Origin of the sequence: Microbacterium thalassium (assembly GCF_014208045.1) — a bacterium.
Lineage (GTDB): Bacteria > Actinomycetota > Actinomycetes > Actinomycetales > Microbacteriaceae > Microbacterium > Microbacterium thalassium.
The window spans coordinates 1,421,989-1,446,403 of the sequence record NZ_JACHML010000001.1; the positions used below are offsets into that span (position 1 = coordinate 1,421,989).

Sequence of the window (24,415 nt, forward strand, 5' to 3'; positions counted from 1 at the left end):
GGGGCCCTTCGTCGTTCCCGCGTCGGCGAACGCCGCACCCGGCCGACGGTTCCCGCGTGCGGTCCGGCGCGACCGCTGCGCGCCCTACGGGGCCCCGGCGACTCGCCGCCTACCGTGGAGACGGGAGGTGGGGATGGCCCGGACGGGGGGACGCAACATGTGGATCGCGGTGCCCGCGACCACGGTCTCCCTCGCCGTCGTCGCCGCCCTGGTGTGGCTCGCCCTGCCGATGGTGCCCGTCGCGTGGGACTGGGTGGGGCAGACGCTGCGCGATGCGACGCTGCGGGCGCAGGAGACCGGCGACGAGGAGCCGGTCGCGGGGAGTCTCGATCTGGACGCCCTGGACTGCCGCGACCTCTATCCCGAGAACCTGTGGGCGGAGCTGACGTGGACGGCCGACGTGTCCCTCGCCCAGGACCACTCGCCGCCGCCGACGGCCGCCGCCGGGCTCGCCGAGGAGGTGTCGGCCGACGTCGCGGTGACGTGCACGTGGACGCGCGGCGCGGGCGGGTCGATCGTCACGACGCTCGCCGAGGTCGACGGGGACGCCGAGACGGTCGTGCAGGACGCGCTTCGCGCCGAGGGGTTTTCGTGCAACGTCCGGGAGGGCGTGCTCGACTGCGCGCGGCTCACCGGGCGCGTGCGCGAGGAGCACACCCTCAGCGGGCGCCTGTGGCTGGTGAGCCTCGAGTCCGGCTGGCAGCCCGCCGGCTACGGCGACCGCCTCGACGCGTGGCTGTTCGGCTGACTCAGCCCCAGATGCCGGCCACGATCGCGTCGGTGTAGCCCGACGGCGCCAGGTTCGAGTACCGCGTGTCGATCAGCACGTCGTCGCGCCAGAACAGCGTCCGGCCGTCGGTCACGGGATACGTGCTGTTCTTCCAGGTCTTCTCGCACCGCGTTCCGCCCGACGGCGTGTAGCACGTGTAGTCCTCCTCGTCGACGAGCTCGTTGAGCATGTCGAGCGCGGGACCCCGCGACATCCAGCTGATCGTCGTCGTGAGCCCGGTCGTGTCGGCGGCCGGATCGCCCCAGATGCAGATCAGGCTCCCGTCGGGCTGCGCGCCGGAGTCGCCGAAGGCGGGGTCGTTGAGGGGGATGTCCTCGAGCTGCGCCAGGACGTCGTCGTCGAGGATCACCCGGCAGTCCGTCGGGATGCGCACCGACGGGGTGGGGGAGGCCGTCGGGTCCGCCGACGTCGTCGCGATCGGGATCGGGGTCGGCGTCGCGTCGACGGTGGCGGTCGGCGTCGTCGCGACGACCTCGGCCGGAGCGCACCCCGACAGGGCGGATGCGGCGAGCAGGACGGACGCGGCGGCGAGCGCGACGCGGACACGGGGGACGGGCATGGCCCCAGGCTATGGCGGCGCCGGCGGGCGCGGCCCGCGCCGCGCCCGCGATTCCCGGCACGCCTGCGCGGCGCGGGCCGCGCCGGACGCTACCCTCGCTCGTGCGGGGAACGGCCCCGCGTGAGGAGCGCACCCCGATGAGTGATCCCAAGTCGACGTACGGCGAGCCGGTCGAGGAGCCCACGCCGGTGGACGACGTCGTCGGGACGGCCAACGAGGGACTCGCCGAGGCGGAGGCCGCCCGGACCGAGTCGCAGCCCGGGGCCGGCGCTGACGAGACCGCCCCGGCGCCCGAGCCCGCGGACGCCGCTGCGTCGACAGTCGACGCCCCCGAGCCCGAGCCCGCTTCGACCCCCGACGAGTGGGACGCCGCCTACGCGGCATCCGCCGGCGGCGAGGCGCCCCCCGCCGCGCCCGCGGCCGAGCCCGAGCCTGCCGCCGAGGCGGAGCCCGCGCCTGCGGCGGCGCCCGAGAGCGAGCCCGTCGCCCAGGCGCAGCCGGAGCCGGTCGCCGCCCCCGTGGACGAGACGGTGGCCATGCCGCCGAGCGAGCCCGCCGCCGACCAGGCGTACGCGGTCCCGGTGGGTCAGCAGGCCATCTTCGTTCAGGCGCCCGAAGCGCCCCGCCCGCGCGGCAACCGCGCCGCGGCCGGGGCGATCGGCCTCCTGGCGGCGTTGTCGTTCGCGCTGCTGTACCTCGGCGCCTGGCTGGGACTGAGGCTGGTCACCGGAGAGGTCGACGCGGCGAACGCGGGGGAGGCGGTCGTCGAGGCCCTGGGCACGTGGACCCTCTGGACGCCGATCGTCGTGTTCTACCTCGCGTTCTGGCTGCTGGGCGCCATCATCAACCGCGGGCGGTGGGGTGCGTGGGTGATCTTCGGCCTGCTCGTCGGCGTCGCCGCGTACGGCGGCCACCTCCTCGGCGTGCTCTTCCAGGCGCCGTTCTGGATGCTCACGGCATCGGAGGGCGCAGCGCTCCTGCAGGACGAGCTGTTCGCCCCCTCGGCCATCGCCGCGCTGGTGATCGGCCGCGAGCTGACGATCTGGTTCGGCGCGTGGGCCGCTTCGCGCGGCAAGCGCGTCACCGAGCTGAACGTCGAGGCCCAGCGCGAGTACGAGCGCACGCTCGAGGCGGGGCCGCAGCTGGTCCGGCAGTGATGACGGGCGGACCCGGCGGCGGCGCCTCCGGGTCCGTGAGCCCGGCGCAGGCGATCGCCTTCGCGTCGGTCGCCTTCGTCGCGCTGCTCATCGCCGGCCTCGGCCTGACGAGCCTCGCTCTCGACGCCGACGTCGTCGCCACGCCGGGGCTCGGGCTCGCGCCGGGCGTCGCCGGCACGACGGCCGCGACGGCGGCTTTCGTGCTCGGGCTGTGGGCCGGGGTCCGTCTGCCGCGCCCGTCCTACTGGGCGGCGGCATGGTGCGCGCTCGGCGCGTATCTGGGCTACCTCGTCGGCGTCTGGCTGGGCGCGGCGATCGCGGGGGCGGGCCCGGCGGCAGCCGTCGGCGCGGCCGGCGACGTGGCGGTGTCGTGGTTCGGAGCGGTCGTGGCCGGGACCGGCCTGGTGTGCGGCTGGGGCGGGATCGCGCTGGTGCGCACGCGCTCCGAGCGACCCCGCTGGCCGTGGGAGCATGACGAAGACGAGTGATCCTCCGCCCGTCATCCCGCGGCATCCGGCGTGTCGGGGGTACCGTTGAACGGTGGAGCGCTCGCTCGAGACGCAGGTGAGCCAGGCGGTGGACGCCTGGCTCCGCTGGCTTCCCCGCTGGGAGCCGGCCACGCACCGGGGACGGGTGGCGGTGTGCCGCAGGTGCTTCGGGTCGCCGGTGCTGTCGGCGGCCGGTCTCGGCGCGGACGTCCCTCACGGCGTTCAGCACGGTCTGTCCACGCGCATCAAGACGATCGTGGACCATTCCGTCGCCGAGTACACGGCTCTGAACCTCCCGACGCTCCAGGCCGAGCTCGACCAGCAGGCCGCCCGCAACCGGGCGAGAAGCTACCGGCCCGGCGAGGGGCTGGAACCGGAGTTCGAGGGGCTTCCGCTCGACCCCGATCCGGTGCCCGGCGCGCCCTTCCTGTTCACGATCGCCGGCCTCGCGCAGGAGGCGGATGCCCACGTCCCGGCGCTTCCGCCGCTGAGCGACGAGGCCAAAGCGGCGCTGCGGCAGGAGGTCGGGCTCGCCGACGACTACGCGAACATGGTCGGCCGCGAGATCTGCTCGATCCTGCTGCACCACCGGCTGCGCATCCAGTCCGCGATCTCCACGTACGTCGAGCCCCAGATCGAGCAGATGCTGGCCGAGCTGACGGAGTCGCTGGACGCTCCGTTCGACCCGAACGATCCGCTCTCCGGCTGATCGCCGGCTGATCGCCGGAGAGCGCCGGACCGGCTCCCGCCGCTTTGTTAGCATGGGCGGGCCCGCGGGCGACGCGGCCGTCGGCCCGTGTCCCGCCGGCGCGGTGTCGAGAGGAGGGCGGGTGCCGCAACGACTGCCCTCCACGCCGCCGATCCTCCCGGGCCTGACCTACATCCGGCCGCTCGGATCCGGCGGATTCGCCGACGTCTTCCTGTACGAGCAGGACATGCCGCGCCGTGATGTGGCCGTGAAGGTGCTCCCCGCCGACATCCGCGACCCGGACCTGCGCCGCATGTTCAACGTCGAGGCCGACGTCCTCGCGCACCTGTCGGCGCATCCCGCGATCGTGACCGTCTATCAGGCGGGGATCTCGGCCGACGGCCGGCCCTACATCGTGATGGAGTACTGCCCGGGCGCACTCGCCCAGCGCTACCGCATCGAGCGGATGCCGGTCGAGGAGGTGCTGGCGATCGGTGTGCGGATGTCGGGCGCGCTGGAGTCCGCACACCGTGCGGGACTCATCCACCGCGACATCAAGCCCAGCAACATCCTCACCACGACCTTCGGATCGCCGGTGCTCGCCGACTTCGGCATCTCGTCGTCGCTGCTGCGCGCCGGCCGCGACCAGGTGCTGGCGATGTCCATCCCGTGGAGCGCTCCCGAGGTGGTGACCGAGGAGACCTCGGGGACCGTGGCCAGCGAGGTGTGGGGCCTGGGGGCCACCGTGTACTCACTGCTGGCGGGGCACAGTCCGTTCGAGCGGCGCGAGCGCGGGCAGAACTCCCGCGAGCTGCTGCGGCGCCGGATCACCCGTGCGAGCTACACCGACATCCCGCGCTCCGACGTCCCGGATTCGCTGCAGCGCGTGCTGGCGACCGCGATGAACCGGATCCCCGCGCGCCGCTACCCGTCGGCCCTCGCGTTCGCGGACGCCCTGCGCGACGTGCAGCGCGAGCTCGGCCTGAGCCCGACCCCGGTGGACGTGCCCGAGTCCGGGTGGGCGCCGTCGTCGCGCGAGGTGGACTTCGACGACAGCGTCCTGCGCGGGCCCGTCCGCAGCCGGCTGGAGCGGACCACCGCGCGCAAGAGCGATCGGACGGCGGGTCTGACCGGGCTGGCGCGCGACGAGGACGAGCCGATCGACGGCGCCGCCGGTGCGCCGCGGCGGCTCGCGCCGTGGCTGGTCGGCGCAGGGGCGGCCGTCGCCGTCGCCGCGGCGGCGGTCATCGCGACGCTGCTGCTGACCGGAGGGCTGTGATGAGGCGGCGTTCGCTCGTCGGCGTCATCGCGGCGGTGTGCGCCGGGGCCGTGCTGGTGGGCGTCGGCGTCGCGTGGCCTGGGCTCGACGCGCGCGAGACGCCCGAGGTCGACACCGCGGTGTGGGCGCTGCAGACGGGCGAGGGCCGCCGCTACGCGCGCGTGAACACGGCCATCGGCGAGCTCGACACCGTGCGCAGCGTCAGCAATCCATCGCAGGTGGTCCAGGGGGCGGGCGCCGCGTACCTGTACACCGACAGCTACAGCAAGCTCTTCGAGATCGACGGCGCGCTCCCCGTCGACCTCGACGAGCAGGCGCTGCAGGAGGCGAGCTCGACGCCGCGCGGCACCACCGACGTCGCCACCGCCGGGGACTTCGTGGCGTACCGCACCGATGCCGGGGCGGTGTACGCGGGGCTGCTGTCGTCGGGTGAGACCTCGCAGGTGGATCCCTTCTCGGAGCCGGACGACGACGCGCCCCAGTACACCGCCGACGCGATCGCGGTCGGCGCCGACGGCGTTCTGCTGGCCTATTCGCGGGAGGACGCCTCGGTGCTGCGCTTCGACATCGCGGCGTCGCGGCTGGTCAGCCGCGACGATCTCGACGCGTCGGGCCTGTCGTCTCCCGCGGTGACGGCGGCCGGCGCGACGTGGGCGGTCGTGGACATCGAGGACGGCGACGTGTGGCTCGCGGATGCCGAGGGGGCGGCATCCGCCCCGACGACGGGCGCCGTCGTGCTCGGCCGACCCGACCCGGCCGGGAGCGCCGTCTATCTCGCCGACGAGACCGGGCTGGTGAGGGTGGCAGCCGACGGCACCGCGGTCGAGCGGGTCGCCGGCGACGGCAGCGCCGTGCTCGGCGAGCCGGCGCAGCCGATCGTGCACGACGGCGAGGTGTTCGCGGCGTGGCTCGCGCGCGGCTCGGACGGCGGGACCCTGTGGCGCTCGACCTCGGGGTCCGCGCCGCTGGACTACGGCGACGGCGAGCTGCCCGACCAGCGGCGGCCGGTCTTCGTCGCCGGCGATTCGGCGGTCATCCTCAACGAGACCCGCACCGGGTGGGTGTGGACCGTCCCGGACGGCCGGCTGGTCGCCTCGAGCCAGGACTGGACGCTCGACGACCGCATCGACCCCGAGGCCGTGCCCAGCGACGAGCAGCTGAGCGTCGTGATCGATCCGAAGCCGCCGGTCGCCGAGCCCGACGCGTTCGGCGTCCGCGCGGGTGCTCTCGTCACGCTTCCCGTCCTCATGAACGACCACGATCCGAACGAGGACGTGCTCGCGATCGATCCCGAGTCGGTCGCCGGTCTCGATCCCGGGTTCGGGGAGGTGTCGATCACGGACGACGGGCAGCGCCTCGCCGTGCGGGTCTCGGCGACCGCGAGCGGCACCGCGTCGCTGCGCTACGTCGTCACGGACGGCACCGCCGAAGGCGGACTGCGCTCGTCCCCGGCCGCCGTGGCGCTGACGGTGGTCGACGGCGCGCAGAACACCGGCCCGCAATGGTGCGGCGTCGAGGACTGCCTGCTGGAGTGGCCCGAGCCCGAGGTCGCGCGCGGCGGGACGGTCACCGTGCCCGTGCTGCCGGGCTGGGTCGACCCCGAGGGCGACCCGCTGCTGCTGCTGTCGGTCGAGAACGAGACCGGGGTCGGCAGCGTCGCGGCGACGCCGGCGGGCGACGTCGTCTACCAGCACGACGACGACGGCTCGGGCGTGGATCAGCTCATCACCCTGTCGGTCACGGTGTCGGACACGGCCGGCGCGACGTCGACGCGCCCGCTGATCGTGCGGGCGGCGGCCGACCCGGTGCTCGCGGTCGACTCGTTCGCGGTGATCGACTCGATCGAGGCGGGCATCTCCGTCGACGTCGCGCCTCACGTGACCGGAACCGCCGGCGCGATGTCGCTGGAGTCGGTGCGCGTGCTCGACGACGCCGCGGCCACGGCGACCCTCGTCGCGGGCTCCACGACGTTCGACTTCGCCGCGCGGCAGCCGGGCACGTTCCGTGTCGGCTTCACCGTGACCGACGGCCGGTCGGATGCCGCCGGGACCGCGCGCATCACGATCCTCGCCGCCGACGCGCCCGCTCAGCTGGCGACCTCCCCGGTCGTCGCCTTCGTCCGGCCCCAGCAGGACGCCACGCTCGACGTGTTCGCGGCGGTGTCCAACCCGACGCGGCGGGTGCTGCTGCTCAGCGACGTCGTCACCACGCCCGACGCGGGGGCGTCGCTGACCGTCGACGCGGTGGCGCAGAACCATCTGCGCGTGTCGGGGACGACCGCCGACGCCGCGGCGGGGCGGCTCGGCAGCGTCCGCTACATCGTCAGCGACGGCACCGACGACGCGGGCTCCCGCGTCGAGGGGGAGGCGACCGTCTACCTGCTGCCGCCGGCACCCGAGCTCGCGCCGATCGCCGTCGACGACACGGTGCTCGTGCGCGCCGGGGCGCAGATCGACGTGCCGGTGCTCGAGAACGACATCGCCCCCGCCGGCGGCCTTCCCATCCTGAACCCCGCGACCGTGACGTCGTCGTCGCCCGACGCGCTGGCGTTCGCCTCGGGCGACGTGCTGCGGTACCTGGCGCCCGAGGAGCCGGGGGAGTACACGGTCGAGTACTCGGTCTACTCGGCGGGGTCGCCTGCCCTCGCCGACACCGCGGTGGTGCGCATCAGCGTCCTCGACGCCGATGCGAACCGCTCGCCGCTGCCCGCCACGCTGGAGGGGCGCGTGCTCAGCGGCCAGTCGACGCTCATCGAATTCGACGGCTTCGGGATGGACCCCGACGGCGACGTCGTCGCCCTCGACGGCATCACCGAGCAGCCCGAGCGCGGCGCGGCCGCGATCAGCGCCGACGGCGCGTCGATCGTCTACACGAGCGTCCCCGGCGACCGCGGCCAGGTGTCCTTCCGCTACCGCGTCGCCGACGCGTTCGGCCGGACCGGCGAGGGCACGGTGCGCGTCGGCGTGCTGGACGCCGAGTCCAATCCGAGCCCGGTCACCTACACGGACTACGTGCAGGTGCAGGTGGGGATCGGCAGCCGCATCCGGGTCAGCCCGCTCGCCAACGACGTGGACCCGACGATGGGAGAGCTGACCCTCACGCAGGTGCGGCCCGACGTCGTCGCGATCCTCGAGGACGGGACGCCGAACCCCGAGTACACGCGGACTGCGGGGCTGATCCGGTCCACGCGGGACGACACCGTCCTCATCTCGGCCGGCACCGAACCCGGCGTCATGTCGTTCCTCTACGACGTCGAGTCCTCGTCGGGCAATACCGGCCGCGGACTGATCGTCGTCAAGGTGGTGCGCGACAGCGTGCCGGACTATCCGGTCGTCGCCGACACCGTGCTCACGGTCGAGACGCGCGAGGACTTCCCCGACGGCGTCGACGTCCTCGCCGACCGCGTGTCGTGGTCGGGAGGAGACGTCGACGATCTCGTCGTGACGCTGTGGGGCCCGGCCGACGGCGTGTGGGTCGACGGGCCGCGGCTGGGCGGGGACCTGCCCGAGACCTCGCGGATCATCCCGTTCGCCGTCACCGGCACCGGAGCCTCCGGGGAGGTGACGACGTACGCGTTCCTGCGCGTGCCCGGCGACGGCGACCTGGCTCTGGCGCTGAGGACGGGATTCTCGGCTCCTCAGGTGGACGAGCTGGGGTCGACGGACTTCGACATGGCCGACCTCGTCGCGCTGCCGCGCGGCGCGACGCTCGAGATGGGCTCCGACATCGTCGCGTCGGGAGCGCGGCCGGATGCCGTGTGCACGCGCGCGGGACCGACGACGGTGCGCTACGAGGCCGGAGCCGGCGCCCCGTGGGCGGACGCGTGCCGCGTGCCGGTGCGCACCGCCGGCGATGAGGAGTGGACGTACCTGTCGGTGCCCATCACCGTGTTCGCGCTCGACCCGCAGCCCGAGCTGCGCGCCGCCTCGCTCACCGTCGGACCCGGCGAAGTCCGGACGTTCGACCTCACCGAGATGACGCGGTGGCAGCTGCGCGCCGACTGGGAGGGCATCCGCTACGCCGTCTCCTACGGGGGAACCTCGTTCGACGTGTCGCTGACGGGGACGATCGTGACCGTCACGGGACGGGACCGGGCGCTCCCCGGCGCCGAGGAGGCCGCGATCGTGACGGTCACCAGCCACGGCTCGGTCGCGCCGGTGCGCCTCATCCTGCGGGTGGGTGCGGCGCCGTCGACGCTGCCGCAGGGCGGGACGGTCGCGCATCAGTGCACGCAGGCGGCCGGGTCGAGCTGCACCATCTCGGTCGTCGCCGCGCCGGGCGAGGTCAACCCGCTCCCGCGCACGCCGCTCGAGGTCATCGACGTGCGTGCGACCGGCCCGTGCGTCGGCGTGAGCTTCCGGGTCGCCTCGAGCACCGCGGTGACGGCGACGTGGGACGCCGACGCGCCGGGCGCGACGTGCACGGCGTCCTTCTCGGTGCGCGACGCGCAGCAGCGGCGCACCAACGCCGAGCGCGACGGCACCCTCGTCCTGGATCTGCTCGGGTACCCGAAGGCCCCGGCGAGCGTGTCGCAGACCGCGTACGGCGACGGCACCCTCACGCTGCGGGTGGATCCCGGCGACGCGCGCCAGGCGTACCCGGCCCTCACGGGTTTCTCGGTGCTGCGCGGCGGAACGGTCGTTGCCCGCTGCGACGCCGACGGCGTGTGCCCGGACATCTCCGCGCCCAACGGCGACGCACGCGAGTACGAGGCGGTCGCGGTCAACGCCGTCGGCCGGTCGCGCGAGGCGGTGCGGACCGTCGCGTGGGCGTACGAGCCGCCGCCGGCTCCCGAGTCCGTCACCGCGCAGCCCGTCGTGACCGGCGGCGACGGGGGCATCGTGGCGCTGGCGGTGACCGGCATCGACGGAGCTCAGACCGGGGCGATCGAGATCGAGAGCGAGACCGGCGAGACGCTGACCCTCTCGGTCGGACCCGGTCAGACGCGCCTCGAGGTGGCGTCGTACCGGATCGGGACGAACTCCCGCACCGCGGTGACGGTCACCCCCGTGTCGCGGTTCGAGCTGCCGCCGGGCCTGACGGGGACCCAGGCGGGCACGGCGGTCACGGTCCGCACGAACGGCGTGGGAGCCCCGCTCGACCCGCAGCTGACGCTCGCGTCCGCCTCGGACGGCGACGGAACCTCGACGGTGACGGCGCGGGCCGCCGCGGCCTCCGGCGGCGACGGGTCGACGGTGCGGTACGGCATCGTGCCGGAGGGCTCCGCCTGCCAGGTGACGGAGGACGGCGACACGGCCACGTTCTCGGGCCTCGCCGACGGCGAGGAGTACCGGTACACGATGTGCGCGGAGTCCTGGTTCGAGGGCGTCCCGTACGGGCGCGTGACGGCGACGGCGACGGTGCGGGCTCAGCAGACGGGCAGGGCGCCCACCGGCTGGACGTTCGTCGTCGACGCGACGCCCGTTGTCGGATCCGGGCGCGCCGAGTGGATCATCCGCGACCAGCCCACCTCGGACGAGCGCGTGCCGAACAACAACACCGTGGAGTTCAGCGGTGCGCCGCCGACATCGGTCTTCGGGCGGGACCCCGGGATCCTGGTGCGCTACGTGCACACGTTCTGGAACCGGACGACGCCATGGGCGACGGTGGTGCCGGCGGCGGGAAGCGCGCCGTACCAGCTCCAGGCGAGCTGGACCGCGACATCGTGCGTCGGCGGGGGGCAGCTCGAGCTGCAGGGCGGCTCGTCGGCGGGTCCGTCCGGCGGCACGGCGACCATCTCGTTCGGCAGCGCCTCGCTGGTCTACCGCGACGCCGACGGCGCCGTGCTCGCCCACGCCGAGGGGACGTGGGAGGTCCCGGTCGGCGCCGCGAGCGTGGACGGCATCTCCGTCACCGCGGACTGGGACGCCCAGGGCTGGGGCCTCCAGCCCGCGACGACGACGTTCTCGGCATCCTGCACCCCCAACCTCCCCCCGGACGACTCCGGCCCCCAGCCCTGACCCGGAAGGCCTCACATGACCATCACCCAGGAGCAGGCGACGTGGTTCGCCCAGACCTTCGACCAGATCGCCGACAACGTCGAGCGCGCCATCCTCGGCAAGCGCCACGTGGTCGAACTGGTGCTCACCGCGATGCTCAGCGAGGGCCACGTGCTGCTGGAGGACGTCCCGGGAACCGGCAAGACCTCGCTCGCGCGGGCCATGGCCCAGTCGGTGCAGGGCACGAACACGCGCATCCAGTTCACGCCCGACCTGCTTCCCGGCGACATCACCGGCGTGAGCGTGTACGACCAGAAGGAGGGCGTCTTCGAGTTCCACGCGGGACCGGTCTTCGCCAACGTGGTCCTCGCGGATGAGATCAACCGCGCGAGCCCCAAGACCCAGTCGGCGCTGCTGGAGGTCATGGAGGAGGGGCGCGTGACCGTGGACGGGGTGAGCCGCCAGGTGGGCGTGCCGTTCCTGGTCCTCGCGACGCAGAACCCCGTCGAGCAGGCCGGCACGTACCGCCTTCCCGAAGCGCAGCTGGACCGATTCATGATGCGCGCGTCGCTCGGGTATCCCGACCATGCGGCGACCGTGCGCATCCTCGACGGCGCGGCCGTCCCCACCGCGGAGCTCGCCCCCATCATCACGCCCGAGGCGATGGTCGGGATGGCAGACCTCGCCGCGCAGGTCTACGTGGACGCGCTCGTGCTGGACTACATCTCGCGCATCGTCGACGCGACGCGCTCGGCCGACGAGGTCCGCCTGGGCGTCAGCATCCGCGGCGCCCTCGCGCTGACCCGGGCGGTGCGCACGCGCGCGGTGTCGCAGGCACGCACGTACGGGACCCCCGACGATGTGAAGGCGCTCGCCGTCGCGGTGCTCGCCCATCGCCTTATCCTCCATCCCGAAGCGGAGTTCGACGGGGTCACCCCCGAGTCGGTCATCGGCCAGGTGCTCCTCGACGTCGATCCGCCCAGCAGTCGCGAGGCGGTATGAGCTTCGGCGAAGAGCACCTGACGCGCACGACCGTGGCCACCTCCACGGGAGGTCGCGGCGACGAGACCGCGACCTCGGTGGCGGGAGGCTCGGGCGGCCGCTCGCTGGTGCGGTTCGTGGTGTGGTGGACGCGGGCGTGGCGGGCGTTCGGGGCGGCCACGCGCGCGAGCGCGGCGTGGGCGGCGCGCACCGTCCGGCCGGCGGGCGCCCTGGTCGCGCTCGCCGCGACGGCCGGCCTGGGTGTCGGGCTCGCCTTCGGCTGGGTCGAGTGGATGATCGCCGGCGGCGCGTCCCTGCTGCTGCTGACGGCGTCGGTCCCGTTCCTCTTCGGAGCGCGCGCGTACGACGTGGACCTCACGCTCTCGCGCGAGCACGTCACGGCGGGTCAGGGGATCACCGGCCGGGTCGAGGTGCGCAACGTCCACCGGCGCACCGCCCTGCCCGGCGCCATCGACATCCCGGTCGGCGCCGGGCTCGTGGAGTTCGGCGTGCCGCTTCTGCGCGGCGGGCAGACCCACGCGCAGGACCTCGAGATCCCGGGCCTGCGTCGGGGGATCGTGACCGTGGGACCGGCCACCACGGTCCGCGGCGATCCGATCGGACTGCTGCGTCGCGAGCACGCCTTCGCCGACGTCCACGATCTGTACGTCCATCCCCGCACGGTGGTCCTGCCCACCATGAGCGCGGGGCTCATCCGCGATCTCGAGGGGCTGCCGACGCGGCGGCTGGTCGACGCCGACATGTCGTTCCACGCGATCCGCGAGTACGCCCCGGGCGATGCCCGGCGCCAGGTCCACTGGAAGTCGACGGCGAAGACGGGCCGGCTCATGGTCCGCCAGTACGAGGAGTCCCGGCGCTCGCGCATGGCCGTCGTGCTCGGCGTCGGCGCCGGGGAGCACCTCGACGACGACGAGTTCGAGCTCGCCGTCTCCTGCGCGGCGTCGCTGGGGCTGCGGGCCATCCGCGACGCGCGCGACGTCGAGATCGTCGTGGGCGCCGAGGTCCCGCGCGCCGTGCGCAGCCGCCTGCGCTCGATCCGCCGCCTGCCGGCCGGCTCGCCCCGGGCGATGCTCGACGGCTTCAGCGGCGTCACGCCGCTCGAGGCCACGATGCCGGTGGCCGACGTGTGCCGCCTCGTGGCCGAGAGCGGCGGCGGCATGTCGGTCGCGCTCGTCGTCGTGGGATCGACCGTGCCGCTCGCCCGGCTGCAGCAGGCCGCCCTGGCCTTCCCCGCCGACACGGTCGTGATCGCCGTCGTGTGCGACGAGCGCGCCCATCCGCGGATGCAGTCGCTCTCGGGGCTGACCGTCCTCACCATCGGCACGCTCGACGACCTGACCGGGCTCCTGCATCGGGGAGCGGCATCGTGAGCGCGGACAGGGCGGATGCGTCGCGCACGGTCCGGCGGGAGCCGCGGATCCTCGTCGGCACCCTGTTCGCGGCCGCCATCGTGGCGATCGCCTTCGCGGCCGCGTGGCCGGTGTACCGGACGCCGTGGCTCGTCGTCACCGCGGGCGGCGCGGTGGCCGCGGCGAGCCTCATCGCAGCGGTCGCCTGGCGCCGGTCATGGCGCGTCGGCACGACGGCGTGGGTGACGGCCGCGGCGTTCCTGGTGCTCGGCGTGCCGCTGGCCGTCCCCGCCCGCGTCGCCGGCCCGGGCGAGTTCGCGCAGGGTCTGGGCGACGTCGCCGCCGGCGTCCTGGTCGGCTTCAAGGACCTCGTCACCGTGGACCTCCCGATCGGGACGTACCGCAACCTGCTCGTGCCCGCGTTCGCGGTGTTCCTCGCCGGCACGTGCGCGCTGCTGCTGCTGGCCTGGCGCCGCGACCGCATCGCCTACGCGGCGGTGCCCGTCGCGGCGGCGATGACCGCGTTCGGCCTGCTGTTCGGGGCGACCGTGGTCAGCGACCCGCTCGTCCTCGGGCCGGTCGTCCTTCCCGCGCCGGTCGAGACGGCGCTCGGCGCCCTGACGTTCCTCGCCTGCCTCCTGTGGCTGGTGTGGCGCGGCGATCACGAGCGGATGCTCGCGCTCTCGCTCGCCGCCGAGAGCAGCGGTGTGCGCCTGGTGCGCGAGCGCTCGCCGGCGCATCGTCGGCGCGGCGTGCTCGCGGCCGTCATGGTCGCGACGGCGCTGCTCGTGTCGGTGGCGGTCGTCCCCTTCGCGGCACAGGCGACGACGCGCGATGTGCTGCGGGCCGCAGCGGGCCCCGACGTCGAGCTCTCGGCATCGGCGAGCCCGCTCTCGGCGTATCGCACGATGTTCGCCGACGACCGGGCGGGGGACGTGCTCTTCAGCGTCGTCTCGGACGACGGCCTGCCGGAGCGCGTGCGGATCGCCACCCTCGACGCCTACGACGGGGAGGTCTTCCGCTCGGGCGACGACGGCGCGGTCGACGATGCGCGCTTCGTGCGGGTCCCCGCCGAGCTCGACGCCGGCGAGGGCGATCGGACATCGGTGGAGATCACGGTCGGCACGCTCGAGGGGATCTGGATGCCGACGGTGGGACGGGTCCGCTCGGTGGACTTCGCCGGTCCGCGCGCCGCGGAGCTCGACGCCAGCTTCTACTACAACCGCACCGCCTGGGCGGGCGTCCAGACCGCCGCGGGCGGCCTGGCCGCCGGCGACGTCCTCCGGCTGGAGGTCGTGGTCCCCGACGAGCCGGCGCTCGCGTCGATCGCCGCCCCCGGCGGCGCCGCCTCGTCGGTGGCCGTGCCCGAGGCCCTCACCGCGTGGGTCGACCGGCACAGCGCCGGATCCGGCGGGGAGGCGCTGTCGGGGCTCGTCGCGCTGCTGCGCGAGCGCGGATACCTCAGCCATGGGCTCGAGGCCGAAGCGGACGCGGTGTGGGTGCGGTCGCTGCCGGGGTACAGCTTCCAGCCGAGCGCGTCGGGCCACTCGCTCGCGCGCATCCAGACGATGTTCACGCGGCTGCTCGAGCGGGAGGCCGATCCGCGCGCGGCGGCGACCGGCGTCTACGTCGCCGCCATCGGCGACGACGAGCAGTTCGCGGTCGCCGTCGCGCTCGTCGCGCGCGAACTGGGCTTCCCCAGCCGCGTCGTGGTCGGCACACGCCTGACCTCGGTCGATCCCGGAGTGCCGGTGTGCGATGAGGGCGTCTGCCGCGCCCAGGATCTCGCCGTGTGGGCGGAGGTCCAGTCGGCGGACGGATCGTGGGTGGCGATCGACGCCACGCCGCAGCACACCCAGTCCCCGAGCCTCGTGGTCACCGAGGCGCGCGACCCCGAGAACGTCACCGACGCGCTGCCCGACGCCGTCGAGGACGTCGTCCCGCCGGACCCCCTGCAGGAGGACACCGGCGTCCGCGACGGGGGCGGAGCCGACGACGGATGGGATCTCGCGTGGCTGTGGCGCGCCGCCCGGATCGTCGGGGTCGGCCTGCTGCTCCTGCTGATCGCCGCCGCGCCGCTGCTGGTCGTCGTCGGCGCGAAGGCCGTGCGGCGCCGCGCCCGCCGACGGGCGCCGACCCCCGGGGCGCGCATCGTCGGCGGCTGGGACGAGTACGTCGACACCGCGGCCGACGCCGGACTCGCCGGGGGCGGCCGGCTCACGCGCAGCGAGCTCGCCGCCCGCATCGCCACCGCGGGCGGACCCGCCCTGGCCGCACGGGCGGACCGAGCGGTCTTCTCCGGCCAGGACCCGGACGACGACCAGGCCGAGGAGTTCTGGCGCCTCGTGGACGCCGAGCGCGCCGGCATCCGTCATGCACAGACGTTCTGGGGCCGGGTGGCCATGACCGTATCGTTGAAGTCGTTCGTTCGTCCGCCGGCGCCCGCCCGTGCCGCCCGGATCCGTCCCGAGAGGGGGAAGCGCGCGACCGCATCGCTCGCGCGCACCGCACCATGACCACGCAAGACCCGACCTCGGTCATCGCCGGCCTCACGATCTCGCTGCTGCTGGCGGCGGCGCTCTACGTCTGGGCGGCGATCGCGCTCGCCGCCGTCTTCGGCAAGAGCGGCCGCGAGTCCTGGAAGGCTTGGGTGCCCTTCCTCAACGTGTTCGTCCTGCTCGAGCTGGGCGGGCTGTCGGGGTGGCTGGTGCTCGTGGCGCTGTTCCCGGGGGTCGGCTCGCTGGCGCTGTGGGTGATCACGGTGATCGCCTGCCACCGGGTGGGACGCTCGTTCGGCCTGGGGCCGGGCATGACGGTCCTCGCCGCCGTTCTCCTCCCCGCGTGGGCGAGCGTCGTCGGGTTCGGCTCGGCGCGCTGGCTCGGCGCCGCGGCGGGTCCCGTGCGCGGCCCGGCCCGGGCCCGCTCGACCGCCGTGCCCCCGGCGCCCGAGGCCCGGCCCGCTCCGCGTCCGGTGTCGGAAGCCCCGTCGGCTCCGGCCGCTCCGGTCGCGTCGGCCGCTCCGGGGGTGGCGCCCCCGGCCCCCGCCGCGGCCGCATCCGCCGTCGCGGCTCCGGTCGCACCCACGATGGACCCCGACGCCGCCGGGGAGCCCGAGACCGCCGCTGCGGGACCCGTCCGGACCTCACCCGAGCCGGTGGCGGCGACGCCCGCGTCCGCTCGGCGGCCGCAGCCGTGGACCGGGCTGGACACCGACGTGGACACCGCGGGGGAGATCACCGCGGGCGTCAGCGGCGCGCCCGCACCCATCGCCGCCGTGCCGGGTCGTGCCGAGGAGCCCGCGCCCATCGCCGCCGTTCCCGGTCGCTCCCAGGCCCCCGCGCCCGCGCCCGTCCTCGCTGCGGCGGTGACCCACGTGCCGTCCATGCCGGCGCGGGAGACCGCGGAGCCGTGGGCTCCGGCGTCGGCGGCTCCGGCCACCGCGCCGTCGCGGGTGGTCCCCGAGACCTTCCCCGAGGCCTCCGCGGAGGTCTCGGCGATCGCCGGTGCGCCGGTCGCCGACGTCCCGCGCGCCGCCCGGTCGTCGGTGTCGGCGCAGCACGTGCGTCCCGAGATCCCCGACGACGACTTCGACGACACCGAGATCGCGCAGCGCCGCCGTGCCCGGTGGTCGCTGGCGCTGCCGTCGGGGGAGCGGGTCGAGCTGACGGCGGACGTCGTCATCGTCGGCCGCCGCCCGACGCCGTCGTCGGCCTTCCCCGGCGCCCAGCTGGTGCGCGTCGCCGACGGGACGGTGTCGAAGACCCACGCGAGGCTGCAGCGCGACGGCGCGCTCTGGCACATCGTCGATCTGGGCTCGACCAACGGCACGGTCCTGATCGGCAGCGACGGGGGCGAGACCGAGATCGAGCCGGGCTCGCTGCATCCGGTCCCCGCCCGCTTCCTCGTCGGCGACGCCGAGGTCTCGCTCGTCACCGACGAGGGCGGTCGTGGCGCCGACTGAGGATCCCGCCGACGACCGCGACGACGACACCGTCGTGTCGTCGCGGCCGCGCGAGCGCGCGCCCGACACGCCCGCGGCCGGCATCCTCGGGCCGACGGCGGTCTCGGCGCACGACGACGCCGACGATACGGATCCGGGTCGCGGACGTTCCCGGATGCCCCCGCCCGCCCCGGCATCGCCGTCCACCGCCCGGAAGGCGGTCGTGCCGGATGCCGCGTCGCTGCGGTCGCCGCACCCGGCGCGCGGGGACGACGCGATCCGGGTGGCGCGGGGCGCTGCACCCCAGCCGCCGTCCGGCGGTGCGCCGGTCGCGGGCGACGAGGTGAACCGGGCCGTCCGCGCGCGGGCGGTGCGCCGCGCGGTCATCGCGGGGACGGTCGCCGTGGCCGCGATCGCCGCCGCCGTCGTGGGTCTGGTGCTGATTCTCGGCTGATGCCGAGCCGCTCCGTTTGCTCGTCCCGCACCACCTCACGTATCATGGATCGGGTGTGCGTTCGCGCGCGCCTTGCGACGTGCCCCGGCACGTGCGCGAGGAACCGCGAGCGCCGCATCTCAGGGAAGGGCCTGCGAACAGGCCACCCCCACGGCATACCCACCACAACAGCGAGCGTCGGATCATTCTGACGCACGGGTGGGTCCACGTGAGCCCGGGACACAGCGGATCGCGAGATCCGACGCCCGGGGGAGACCACGAACGCTGTCACCGTGCAGCACAACATAGGAGAGAACGTGCCAACCATTCAGCAGTTGGTTCGCAAGGGCCGGTCGCCGAAGGTCGCCAAGACCAAGGCTCCCGCGCTGAAGTCGAACCCGCAGCAGGCGGGCGTCTGCACCCGCGTCTACACGACGACCCCGAAGAAGCCGAACTCGGCGATGCGCAAGGTCGCCCGTGTCAAGCTCCGCAACGGCACCGAGGTCACCGCGTACATCCCCGGCGAGGGCCACAACCTGCAGGAGCACTCGCTCGTGCTCGTCCGCGGCGGTCGTGTCAAGGACCTCCCCGGTGTCCGCTACAAGATCGTCCGCGGTGCGCTCGACACCCAGGCTGTCAAGAACCGTAAGCAGGCTCGCAGCCGCTACGGCGCGAAGAAGGGCTGAGAAAGATGCCTCGTAAGGGACCCGCCCCGAAGCGCCCCGTCGTCAACGACCCGGTCTACGGCGCCCCCGTCGTGACCCAGCTGGTCAACAAGATCCTCATCGACGGCAAGAAGTCGATCGCCGAGGCCATCGTCTACGGCGCCCTCCAGGGCGTCGAGGCGAAGTCCGGCCAGGACGCCGTCGCCACGCTCAAGAAGGCGCTCGACAACGTCCGCCCCACCCTCGAGGTCAAGAGCCGCCGCGTCGGCGGTTCGACCTACCAGGTGCCGGTCGAGGTCAAGCCGCACCGCGCGAACACCCTCGCGCTGCGCTGGCTCGTCAGCTACGCCAAGGGCCGTCGTGAGAAGACGATGACCGAGCGTCTGCAGAACGAGATCCTCGACGCCTCGAACGGCCTCGGTGCCGCGGTCAAGCGCCGCGAGGACACCCACAAGATGGCCGAGTCGAACCGCGCCTTCGCGCACTACCGCTGGTAACAGCCTCTGTCCGCCGGCCGGGGCCCCGTCCCGGCCGGCGACACCGAATCACCTCCCGATCCAGGTAAGGAAGACACCCGTGGCACAAGAAGTGCTCACCGACCTCAACAAGGTCCGCAACATCGGCATCATGGCGCACATCGATGCCGGCAAGACGACGACGACCGAGCGCATCCTGTTCTACACGGGCGTCAACCACAAGATCGGCGAGACGCACGACGGCGCTGCCACCACCGACTGGATGGAGCAGGAGCAGGAGCGCGGCATCACCATCACCTCGGCCGCGGTGACGTGCTTCTGGGAGAACAACCAGGTCAACATCATCGACACGCCCGGTCACGTCGACTTCACCGTCGAGGTGGAGCGCTCGCTCCGCGTCCTCGACGGCGCCGTCGCCGTCTTCGACGGCAAGGAGGGCGTCGAGCCCCAGTCCGAGACCGTGTGGCGTCAGGCCGACAAGTACAACGTCCCCCGCATCTGCTTCGTCAACAAGATGGACAAGCTCGGCGCGGACTTCTACTTCACCGTCGACACCATCATCAACCGCCTGAAGGCGACCCCGCTCGTGCTCCAGCTGCCCATCGGCGCGGAGAACGACTTCGTGGGCGTCATCGACCTGATCTACCAGCGCGCGCTGGTGTGGCCGGGCGACGCCAAGGGCGACGTGACCATGGGCGCCAAGTACGAGATCCAGGAGATCCCGGCCGACATGGTCGACAAGGTCGAGGAGTACCGCGAGAAGCTGCTCGAGGCCGTCGCCGAGTCCGACGAGGTCCTGCTCGAGAAGCACTTCGGCGGCGAGGGACTCACCCCCGAGGAGATCAAGGGCGCGATCCGCAAGCTCACCATCGCCGGCGAGGCGTACCCGGTGCTCTGCGGCTCGGCGTTCAAGAACCGCGGTGTGCAGCCCATGCTCGACGCGGTCGTGGACTTCCTCCCCTCGCCCCTGGACGTGCCCTCGATCGAGGCGCACGACCCCAAGGACGAAGAGAAGATCATCGAGCGCCACGCCGACCGCGAGGAGCCCTTCGCGGCCCTGGCGTTCAAGGTCGTGTCGCACCCGTTCTTCGGTCGCCTGACCTACATCCGCGTGTACTCGGGTCACCTCGACTCCGGATCGGCCGTCGTGAACTCCACGAAGGGCCGCAAGGAGCGCATCGGCAAGATCTTCCAGATGCACGCCAACAAGGAGAACCCGGTCGACTCGGTCACCGCCGGCCACATCTACGCGGTCATCGGCCTGAAGGACACCACCACCGGCGACACGCTGTGCGACGCGTCGGACCAGGTCGTCCTCGAGTCGATGACGTTCCCGGAGCCGGTCATCGAGGTCGCCATCGAGCCGAAGACCAAGGCCGACCAGGAGAAGCTGTCGCTGGCCATCCAGAAGCTCGCCGAAGAGGACCCGACGTTCCGCGTCGAGCTCAACGCCGAGACCGGTCAGACGGTCATCAAGGGCATGGGCGAGCTGCACCTCGACATCCTCGTCGACCGCATGAAGCGCGAGTTCAAGGTCGAGGCCAACGTCGGCAAGCCCCAGGTGGCCTACCGCGAGACGATCCGCAAGACCGTCGAGCGCCACGACTACACCCACAAGAAGCAGACGGGTGGCTCGGGCCAGTTCGCGAAGATCCAGTTCCGCCTGGAGCCCATGGAGGTCGAGGGCGACAAGATCTACGAGTTCGGCAACGAGGTCACCGGTGGCCGCGTCCCGCGCGAGTACATCCCCTCGGTCGACGCCGGCTTCCAGGACGCCATGCAGGTCGGCATCCTCGCCGGCTACCCGATGGTGGGCGTCAAGGCGACCCTCACCGACGGTGCTTCGCACGACGTCGACTCGTCGGAGATGGCGTTCAAGATCGCCGGCTCCATGGGCTTCAAGGAGGCCGCTCGCAAGGCGAGCCCGGTCATCCTCGAGCCGCTCATGGCCGTCGAGGTCCGTACTCCGGAGGAGTACATGGGCGACGTCATCGGCGACCTGAACAGCCGCCGCGGCCAGATCCAGTCGATGGAGGACGCCGCCGGCGTCAAGGTGGTGCGTGCGAACGTGCCGCTGTCCGAGATGTTCGGCTACATCGGCGACCTGCGCTCGAAGACCTCGGGCCGCGCCGTGTACTCGATGGAGTTCGACAGCTACGCCGAGGTCCCCAAGGCCGTCGCTGACGAGATCGTCCAGAAGAACAAGGGCGAGTAACGCTTCGGATGCCGGGGCGTGCGCGTCCCGGCATCCGGTCACAACTGCATAAGAAGAACCACCAGAACCTCTCCACTATGGTGGAGGAATCCCCGTAGAGAACCGGTCGCAAACCAGCGCCCGGAGCTTCTACATGACCGTCCTGAGGAGGACCCAGTGGCTAAGGCCAAGTTCGAGCGGACCAAGCCGCACGTGAACATCGGAACGATCGGTCACGTCGACCACGGCAAGACCACGCTCACCGCTGCCATCTCGAAGGTGCTCGCCGACAAGTACCCGTCGGCCACCAACGTGCTGCGCGACTTCGCGTCGATCGACTCGGCTCCCGAGGAGCGCCAGCGCGGCATCACGATCAACATCTCGCACGTCGAGTACGAGACCCCCAAGCGCCACTACGCTCACGTGGACGCCCCGGGTCACGCCGACTACATCAAGAACATGATCACCGGTGCCGCTCAGATGGACGGCGCGATCCTCGTGGTCGCCGCCACCGACGGCCCGATGGCTCAGACCCGTGAGCACGTTCTGCTCGCCAAGCAGGTCGGCGTTCCCTACCTGCTCGTCGCGCTGAACAAGGCCGACATGGTCGACGACGAGGAGATCCTGGAGCTCGTCGAGCTCGAGGTCCGCGAGCTGCTCTCGAGCCAGGACTTCGACGGCGACAACGCGCCGGTCGTCCAGGTCTCGGGCCTGAAGGCCCTCGAGGGCGACGAGAAGTGGGTCCAGTCGATCCTCGACCTCATGGAGGCCGTCGACGAGTCGATCCCGGACCCGGTGCGTGACAAGGACAAGCCGTTCCTCATGCCCGTCGAGGACGTCTTCACCATCACCGGCCGTGGCACCGTCGTCACCGGCCGTGCCGAGCGCGGTACCCTCGCGATCAACTCGGAGGTCGAGATCGTGGGCCTGCGTCCGACGCAGAAGACGACCGTCACCGGTATCGAGATGTTCCACAAGCAGCTCGACGAGGCCTGGGCCGGCGAGAACTGCGGTCTGCTCCTCCGCGGCACCAAGCGTGACGAGGTCGAGCGCGGCCAGGTCATCGTGAAGCCCGGCTCGGTCACCCCTCACACCAACTTCGAGGGCACCGCGTACATCCTGTCCAAGGACGAGGGTGGCCGCCACAACCCGTTCTTCACGAACTACCGCCCGCAGTTCTACTTCCGCACCACCGACGTCACCGGCGTCATCACGCTGCCCGAGGGCACCGAGATGGTCATGCCCGGCGACACCACCGACATGTCGGTCGAGCTGATCCAGCCGATCGCCATGGAGGAGGGCCTCGGCTTCGCGATCCGTGAGGGTGGCCGCACCGTCGGTGCCGGCACCGTCACGAAGATCCTGAAGTAAGGACTTCGCGCCTCTGAGAGGGGGTCGGACCTTCGGGTCCGGCCCCCTTTCGCATGCCCCGAAGCACATGCACAGGTCGATTCGCAGTCCGCTCGCTTAGGATGCGTAGGTGCCCGACACTTTCGACGATCTCGCCGCGCCCGACGACGAGCGACCCGCCCGACGCCGACCGCGTCGGCGTCGCTGGCCATGGGTGCTGGGCATCATCGGCGGGGTCATCGTCGTGATCGCGGGCCTCGGCATCGCCGGCGTCGCGCTGGCCGGCCAGGCGCTCGAGGTGCGGGACGACCTCGAGGCCGCGAAGTCCGAGCTCAGCAGCGTCCCCGCTCTGGTCGAGGAGGGCGACACCGAGCAGTTCGACGCCGCGGCCGCCAGCATCCTGGCCCACACCTCGAGCGCCGACGAGACGGTGCAGGGACCGCTGTGGGAGTTCGCGACCTGGATCCCCGGTGTCGGCCCCAACGTCGCCGCCGTGCGCGATGCCACCGTCGCGGCGCACATCCTGGTCCGCGATGCGCTCCCGGCCAGCTTCGAGATCCTCGGCGCCGTCGACCAGACCAAGATCCGGTTCTCGGGCGGGGGCTTCAACCTCGAGCCGTTCAAGGAGATCGTCGAGGTCCTGCCCGGCATCGACCAGGCATTCGCCTCGGCGCGCCAGCAGGTGGCGGACATCGACCGCAGCTCGCTCCTGCCGATCGTCGACGACGCGGTGGGCGAGGTCATCGAGGTCATCGACGAGACCGCGCCGCTCGTCCACACCGCGACCGGCGTGCTCCCCACCGCGCTGCAGATCCTCGGCGACGACGGCGAGCGCACGTACTTCGTGATGTTCCAGAACAACGCCGAGATCCGGGCCACGGGCGGCAACCCGGCTGCGTCGATGCTGATCCACGTGGAGAACGGCCGCGTCACCATGGGGGAGCAGTCCAGCTCCACGACGTTCAATGAGTGGGCGCTCTACAACCAGCAGTTCGTCGACCTTCCGACCGAGACGATGGCGCTGTACGACGACGAGTGGCCGCGGTTCGTGCAGAACTACACGAAGACGCCGAACTTCCCGACCTCGGCGCGCATGTTCCAGGGGATCCTCGCCGAGACCGGAGAGAAGATCGACGGGGTGTTCTCGCTCGACCCGATCGCGCTGTCGCACATGCTCGAGGTCACCGGCGCGGTCAAGGTCGACGGCATCAAGCTCACCGCCGACAACGTCGTCGACGAGCTCCTCAGCGAGACCTACCTGCGCTACCCCGGGTCGCAGGAGCCGGCCGACGCGTTCTTCGCGGCGGCGTCGGCGGCGGTGTTCAACAAGCTCGTCGTGGGCAAGTGGGACCCGCTGCGCATGATCGACGCGCTGCAGAAGTCGGCCGACGAGCAGCGCGTGTACGCGTGGTTCACGCGCGAGGACGAGGAGGCCGCCGCCGCCGAGCTCGGCATCAGCGGTGCGCTCGAGACGGACAACGACACCACCACGGAGGTCGGGATCTTCATCAACGACTCCGGCGTCGGCAAGATGGAGTACTACCTGGACGCGTCGGTGGCCGTCACCTGCGACGCGGATGAGCGGTCGGTGACGACGGCCGTGACGATGACGAACCACGTCGACCGCGACGATCTGACGTTCCACATCCTGTCGCGGCGCACCCCGACCTACGGAGGCGCCAAGACGAGCATGCTCCTCGACATCGTCTACGTCGCGCCGCCCGGCGCCACGATCGACGAGGTGGATCCGGTCGGCGGCGATGCACCCGTGCTCGCCCGGACCGGCGTCGAGGAGGGTCGCGAGGCCGAGAGCGTGTCGATCCTGCTCGATCGCGGCGAGACGCAGACCGTGGCGTACACCAGCGTCCTCCCCGACGGCGACCTGGGGCCGCTGTCCGTGCGGTGGACGCCGACGGTGACCGACACCCCGGTCACGATCGGCGCCGCGTGCACCGAGCTGCTCGGCGAACCCGCGGGCTGATACGGGGTTGCATCGAAACGGGGCGTGCACTCTAGGATGGTGGGACCTGCTCTGGGGGAAGCGCGCCGGAGACCCGACCCGGGGCGTCGAGCAGGATGCCCGACCCGCCGACTCAGGGGCAATGA

Annotated in this window: 17 protein-coding genes; 16 read left to right on the forward strand and 1 reads right to left on the reverse strand. The window is 72.7% G+C overall.

The genetic code is table 11. From position 1 onward, the window contains the following. Positions 1 to 133 precede the first annotated feature (133 nt). Positions 134 to 748, forward strand: coding sequence for a hypothetical protein (locus HD594_RS06535; RefSeq protein ID WP_184750177.1), 615 nt, complete (start codon positions 134 to 136; stop codon positions 746 to 748). Position 749: 1 nt separating this feature from the next. Here HD594_RS06535 and HD594_RS06540 read toward each other — a convergent pair whose 3' ends face one another. Next, positions 750 to 1,349 carry a hypothetical protein gene (locus tag HD594_RS06540; RefSeq protein ID WP_184750178.1) on the reverse strand — a complete coding sequence of 200 codons (600 nt, stop codon included), beginning with the start codon at positions 1,347 to 1,349 and terminating at the stop codon, positions 750 to 752. Positions 1,350 to 1,486: 137 nt separating this feature from the next. On the opposite strand from HD594_RS06540, the gene HD594_RS06545 reads away from it, so the two are divergent. The 15 genes from HD594_RS06545 to HD594_RS17830 all read left to right on the forward strand — a co-directional run bounded on the left by HD594_RS06545 (position 1,487) and on the right by HD594_RS17830 (position 24,290). Beyond that, the gene (locus HD594_RS06545; protein WP_184750179.1) at positions 1,487 to 2,506 is read left to right on the forward strand and encodes an ABC transporter; all 1,020 of its coding nucleotides are present in this window, start codon (positions 1,487 to 1,489) and stop codon (positions 2,504 to 2,506) included. A gap of 35 nt (positions 2,507 to 2,541) precedes the next feature. Continuing rightward, on the forward strand, positions 2,542 to 2,994 hold the full coding sequence (locus tag HD594_RS06550; protein ID WP_271171254.1) for a hypothetical protein: 453 nt from the start codon (positions 2,542 to 2,544) through the stop codon (positions 2,992 to 2,994). A 52-nt stretch (positions 2,995 to 3,046) separates the two neighbouring features. Next, on the forward strand, positions 3,047 to 3,703 hold the full coding sequence (locus HD594_RS06555) for a spermidine/putrescine ABC transporter substrate-binding protein (RefSeq protein ID WP_184750181.1): 657 nt from the start codon (positions 3,047 to 3,049) through the stop codon (positions 3,701 to 3,703). Positions 3,704 to 3,824: 121 nt separating this feature from the next. Beyond that, entirely contained in the window at positions 3,825 to 4,961 is a 1,137-nt protein-coding gene (locus HD594_RS06560; protein ID WP_184750182.1) for a serine/threonine-protein kinase, read from the forward strand. Then, positions 4,961 to 10,921: an Ig-like domain-containing protein gene (locus tag HD594_RS06565; protein WP_184750183.1), complete on the forward strand. Its 5,961-nt coding sequence runs from the start codon at positions 4,961 to 4,963 to the stop codon at positions 10,919 to 10,921. The genes HD594_RS06560 and HD594_RS06565 overlap by 1 nt, the downstream gene beginning before the upstream one ends. 15 nt (positions 10,922 to 10,936) lie before the next feature. Then, positions 10,937 to 11,902: an AAA family ATPase gene (locus tag HD594_RS06570; RefSeq protein WP_184750184.1), complete on the forward strand. Its 966-nt coding sequence runs from the start codon at positions 10,937 to 10,939 to the stop codon at positions 11,900 to 11,902. Further along, complete coding sequence (locus HD594_RS06575) at positions 11,899 to 13,272, forward strand: DUF58 domain-containing protein (RefSeq protein WP_184750185.1); 1,374 nt, start codon at positions 11,899 to 11,901, stop codon at positions 13,270 to 13,272. Before HD594_RS06570 ends, HD594_RS06575 begins: the two co-directional genes overlap by 4 nt. Continuing rightward, the gene (locus tag HD594_RS06580; RefSeq protein WP_184750186.1) at positions 13,269 to 15,767 is read left to right on the forward strand and encodes a transglutaminase-like domain-containing protein; all 2,499 of its coding nucleotides are present in this window, start codon (positions 13,269 to 13,271) and stop codon (positions 15,765 to 15,767) included. The genes HD594_RS06575 and HD594_RS06580 overlap by 4 nt, the downstream gene beginning before the upstream one ends. Next, positions 15,764 to 17,212: a DUF5684 domain-containing protein gene (locus tag HD594_RS06585; protein WP_184750187.1), complete on the forward strand. Its 1,449-nt coding sequence runs from the start codon at positions 15,764 to 15,766 to the stop codon at positions 17,210 to 17,212. Before HD594_RS06580 ends, HD594_RS06585 begins: the two co-directional genes overlap by 4 nt. Then, positions 17,199 to 17,645 carry a hypothetical protein gene (locus HD594_RS06590; protein WP_184750188.1) on the forward strand — a complete coding sequence of 149 codons (447 nt, stop codon included), beginning with the start codon at positions 17,199 to 17,201 and terminating at the stop codon, positions 17,643 to 17,645. The genes HD594_RS06585 and HD594_RS06590 overlap by 14 nt, the downstream gene beginning before the upstream one ends. A gap of 296 nt (positions 17,646 to 17,941) precedes the next feature. Next, positions 17,942 to 18,310, forward strand: a complete 369-nt coding sequence (rpsL, locus tag HD594_RS06595; protein ID WP_091703622.1) for a 30S ribosomal protein S12 — start codon at positions 17,942 to 17,944, stop codon at positions 18,308 to 18,310. A gap of 5 nt (positions 18,311 to 18,315) precedes the next feature. After that, positions 18,316 to 18,786, forward strand: coding sequence for a 30S ribosomal protein S7 (gene rpsG / locus HD594_RS06600; protein ID WP_184750189.1), 471 nt, complete (start codon positions 18,316 to 18,318; stop codon positions 18,784 to 18,786). Positions 18,787 to 18,865: 79 nt separating this feature from the next. Next, entirely contained in the window at positions 18,866 to 20,980 is a 2,115-nt protein-coding gene (gene fusA, locus HD594_RS06605; protein WP_184750190.1) for an elongation factor G, read from the forward strand. Between the two features lie 156 nt (positions 20,981 to 21,136). Beyond that, positions 21,137 to 22,330: an elongation factor Tu gene (gene tuf, locus HD594_RS06610; RefSeq protein ID WP_184750191.1), complete on the forward strand. Its 1,194-nt coding sequence runs from the start codon at positions 21,137 to 21,139 to the stop codon at positions 22,328 to 22,330. A gap of 109 nt (positions 22,331 to 22,439) precedes the next feature. Next, the gene (locus HD594_RS17830) at positions 22,440 to 24,290 is read left to right on the forward strand and encodes a DUF4012 domain-containing protein (RefSeq protein WP_184750192.1); all 1,851 of its coding nucleotides are present in this window, start codon (positions 22,440 to 22,442) and stop codon (positions 24,288 to 24,290) included. Positions 24,291 to 24,415: the final 125 nt, after the last annotated feature.

Coding starts and splice junctions, on each gene's coding strand:
- HD594_RS06535 (WP_184750177.1), top strand. CDS start 134: ATGGCCCGGACGGGGGGACGCAACATGTGGATCGCGGTGCCCGCGACC.
- HD594_RS06540 (WP_184750178.1), bottom strand. CDS start 1,349: ATGCCCGTCCCCCGTGTCCGCGTCGCGCTCGCCGCCGCGTCCGTCCTG.
- HD594_RS06545 (WP_184750179.1), top strand. CDS start 1,487: ATGAGTGATCCCAAGTCGACGTACGGCGAGCCGGTCGAGGAGCCCACG.
- HD594_RS06565 (WP_184750183.1), top strand. CDS start 4,961: ATGAGGCGGCGTTCGCTCGTCGGCGTCATCGCGGCGGTGTGCGCCGGG.
- HD594_RS06570 (WP_184750184.1), top strand. CDS start 10,937: ATGACCATCACCCAGGAGCAGGCGACGTGGTTCGCCCAGACCTTCGAC.
- HD594_RS06575 (WP_184750185.1), top strand. CDS start 11,899: ATGAGCTTCGGCGAAGAGCACCTGACGCGCACGACCGTGGCCACCTCC.
- HD594_RS06585 (WP_184750187.1), top strand. CDS start 15,764: ATGACCACGCAAGACCCGACCTCGGTCATCGCCGGCCTCACGATCTCG.
- rpsG (WP_184750189.1), top strand. CDS start 18,316: ATGCCTCGTAAGGGACCCGCCCCGAAGCGCCCCGTCGTCAACGACCCG.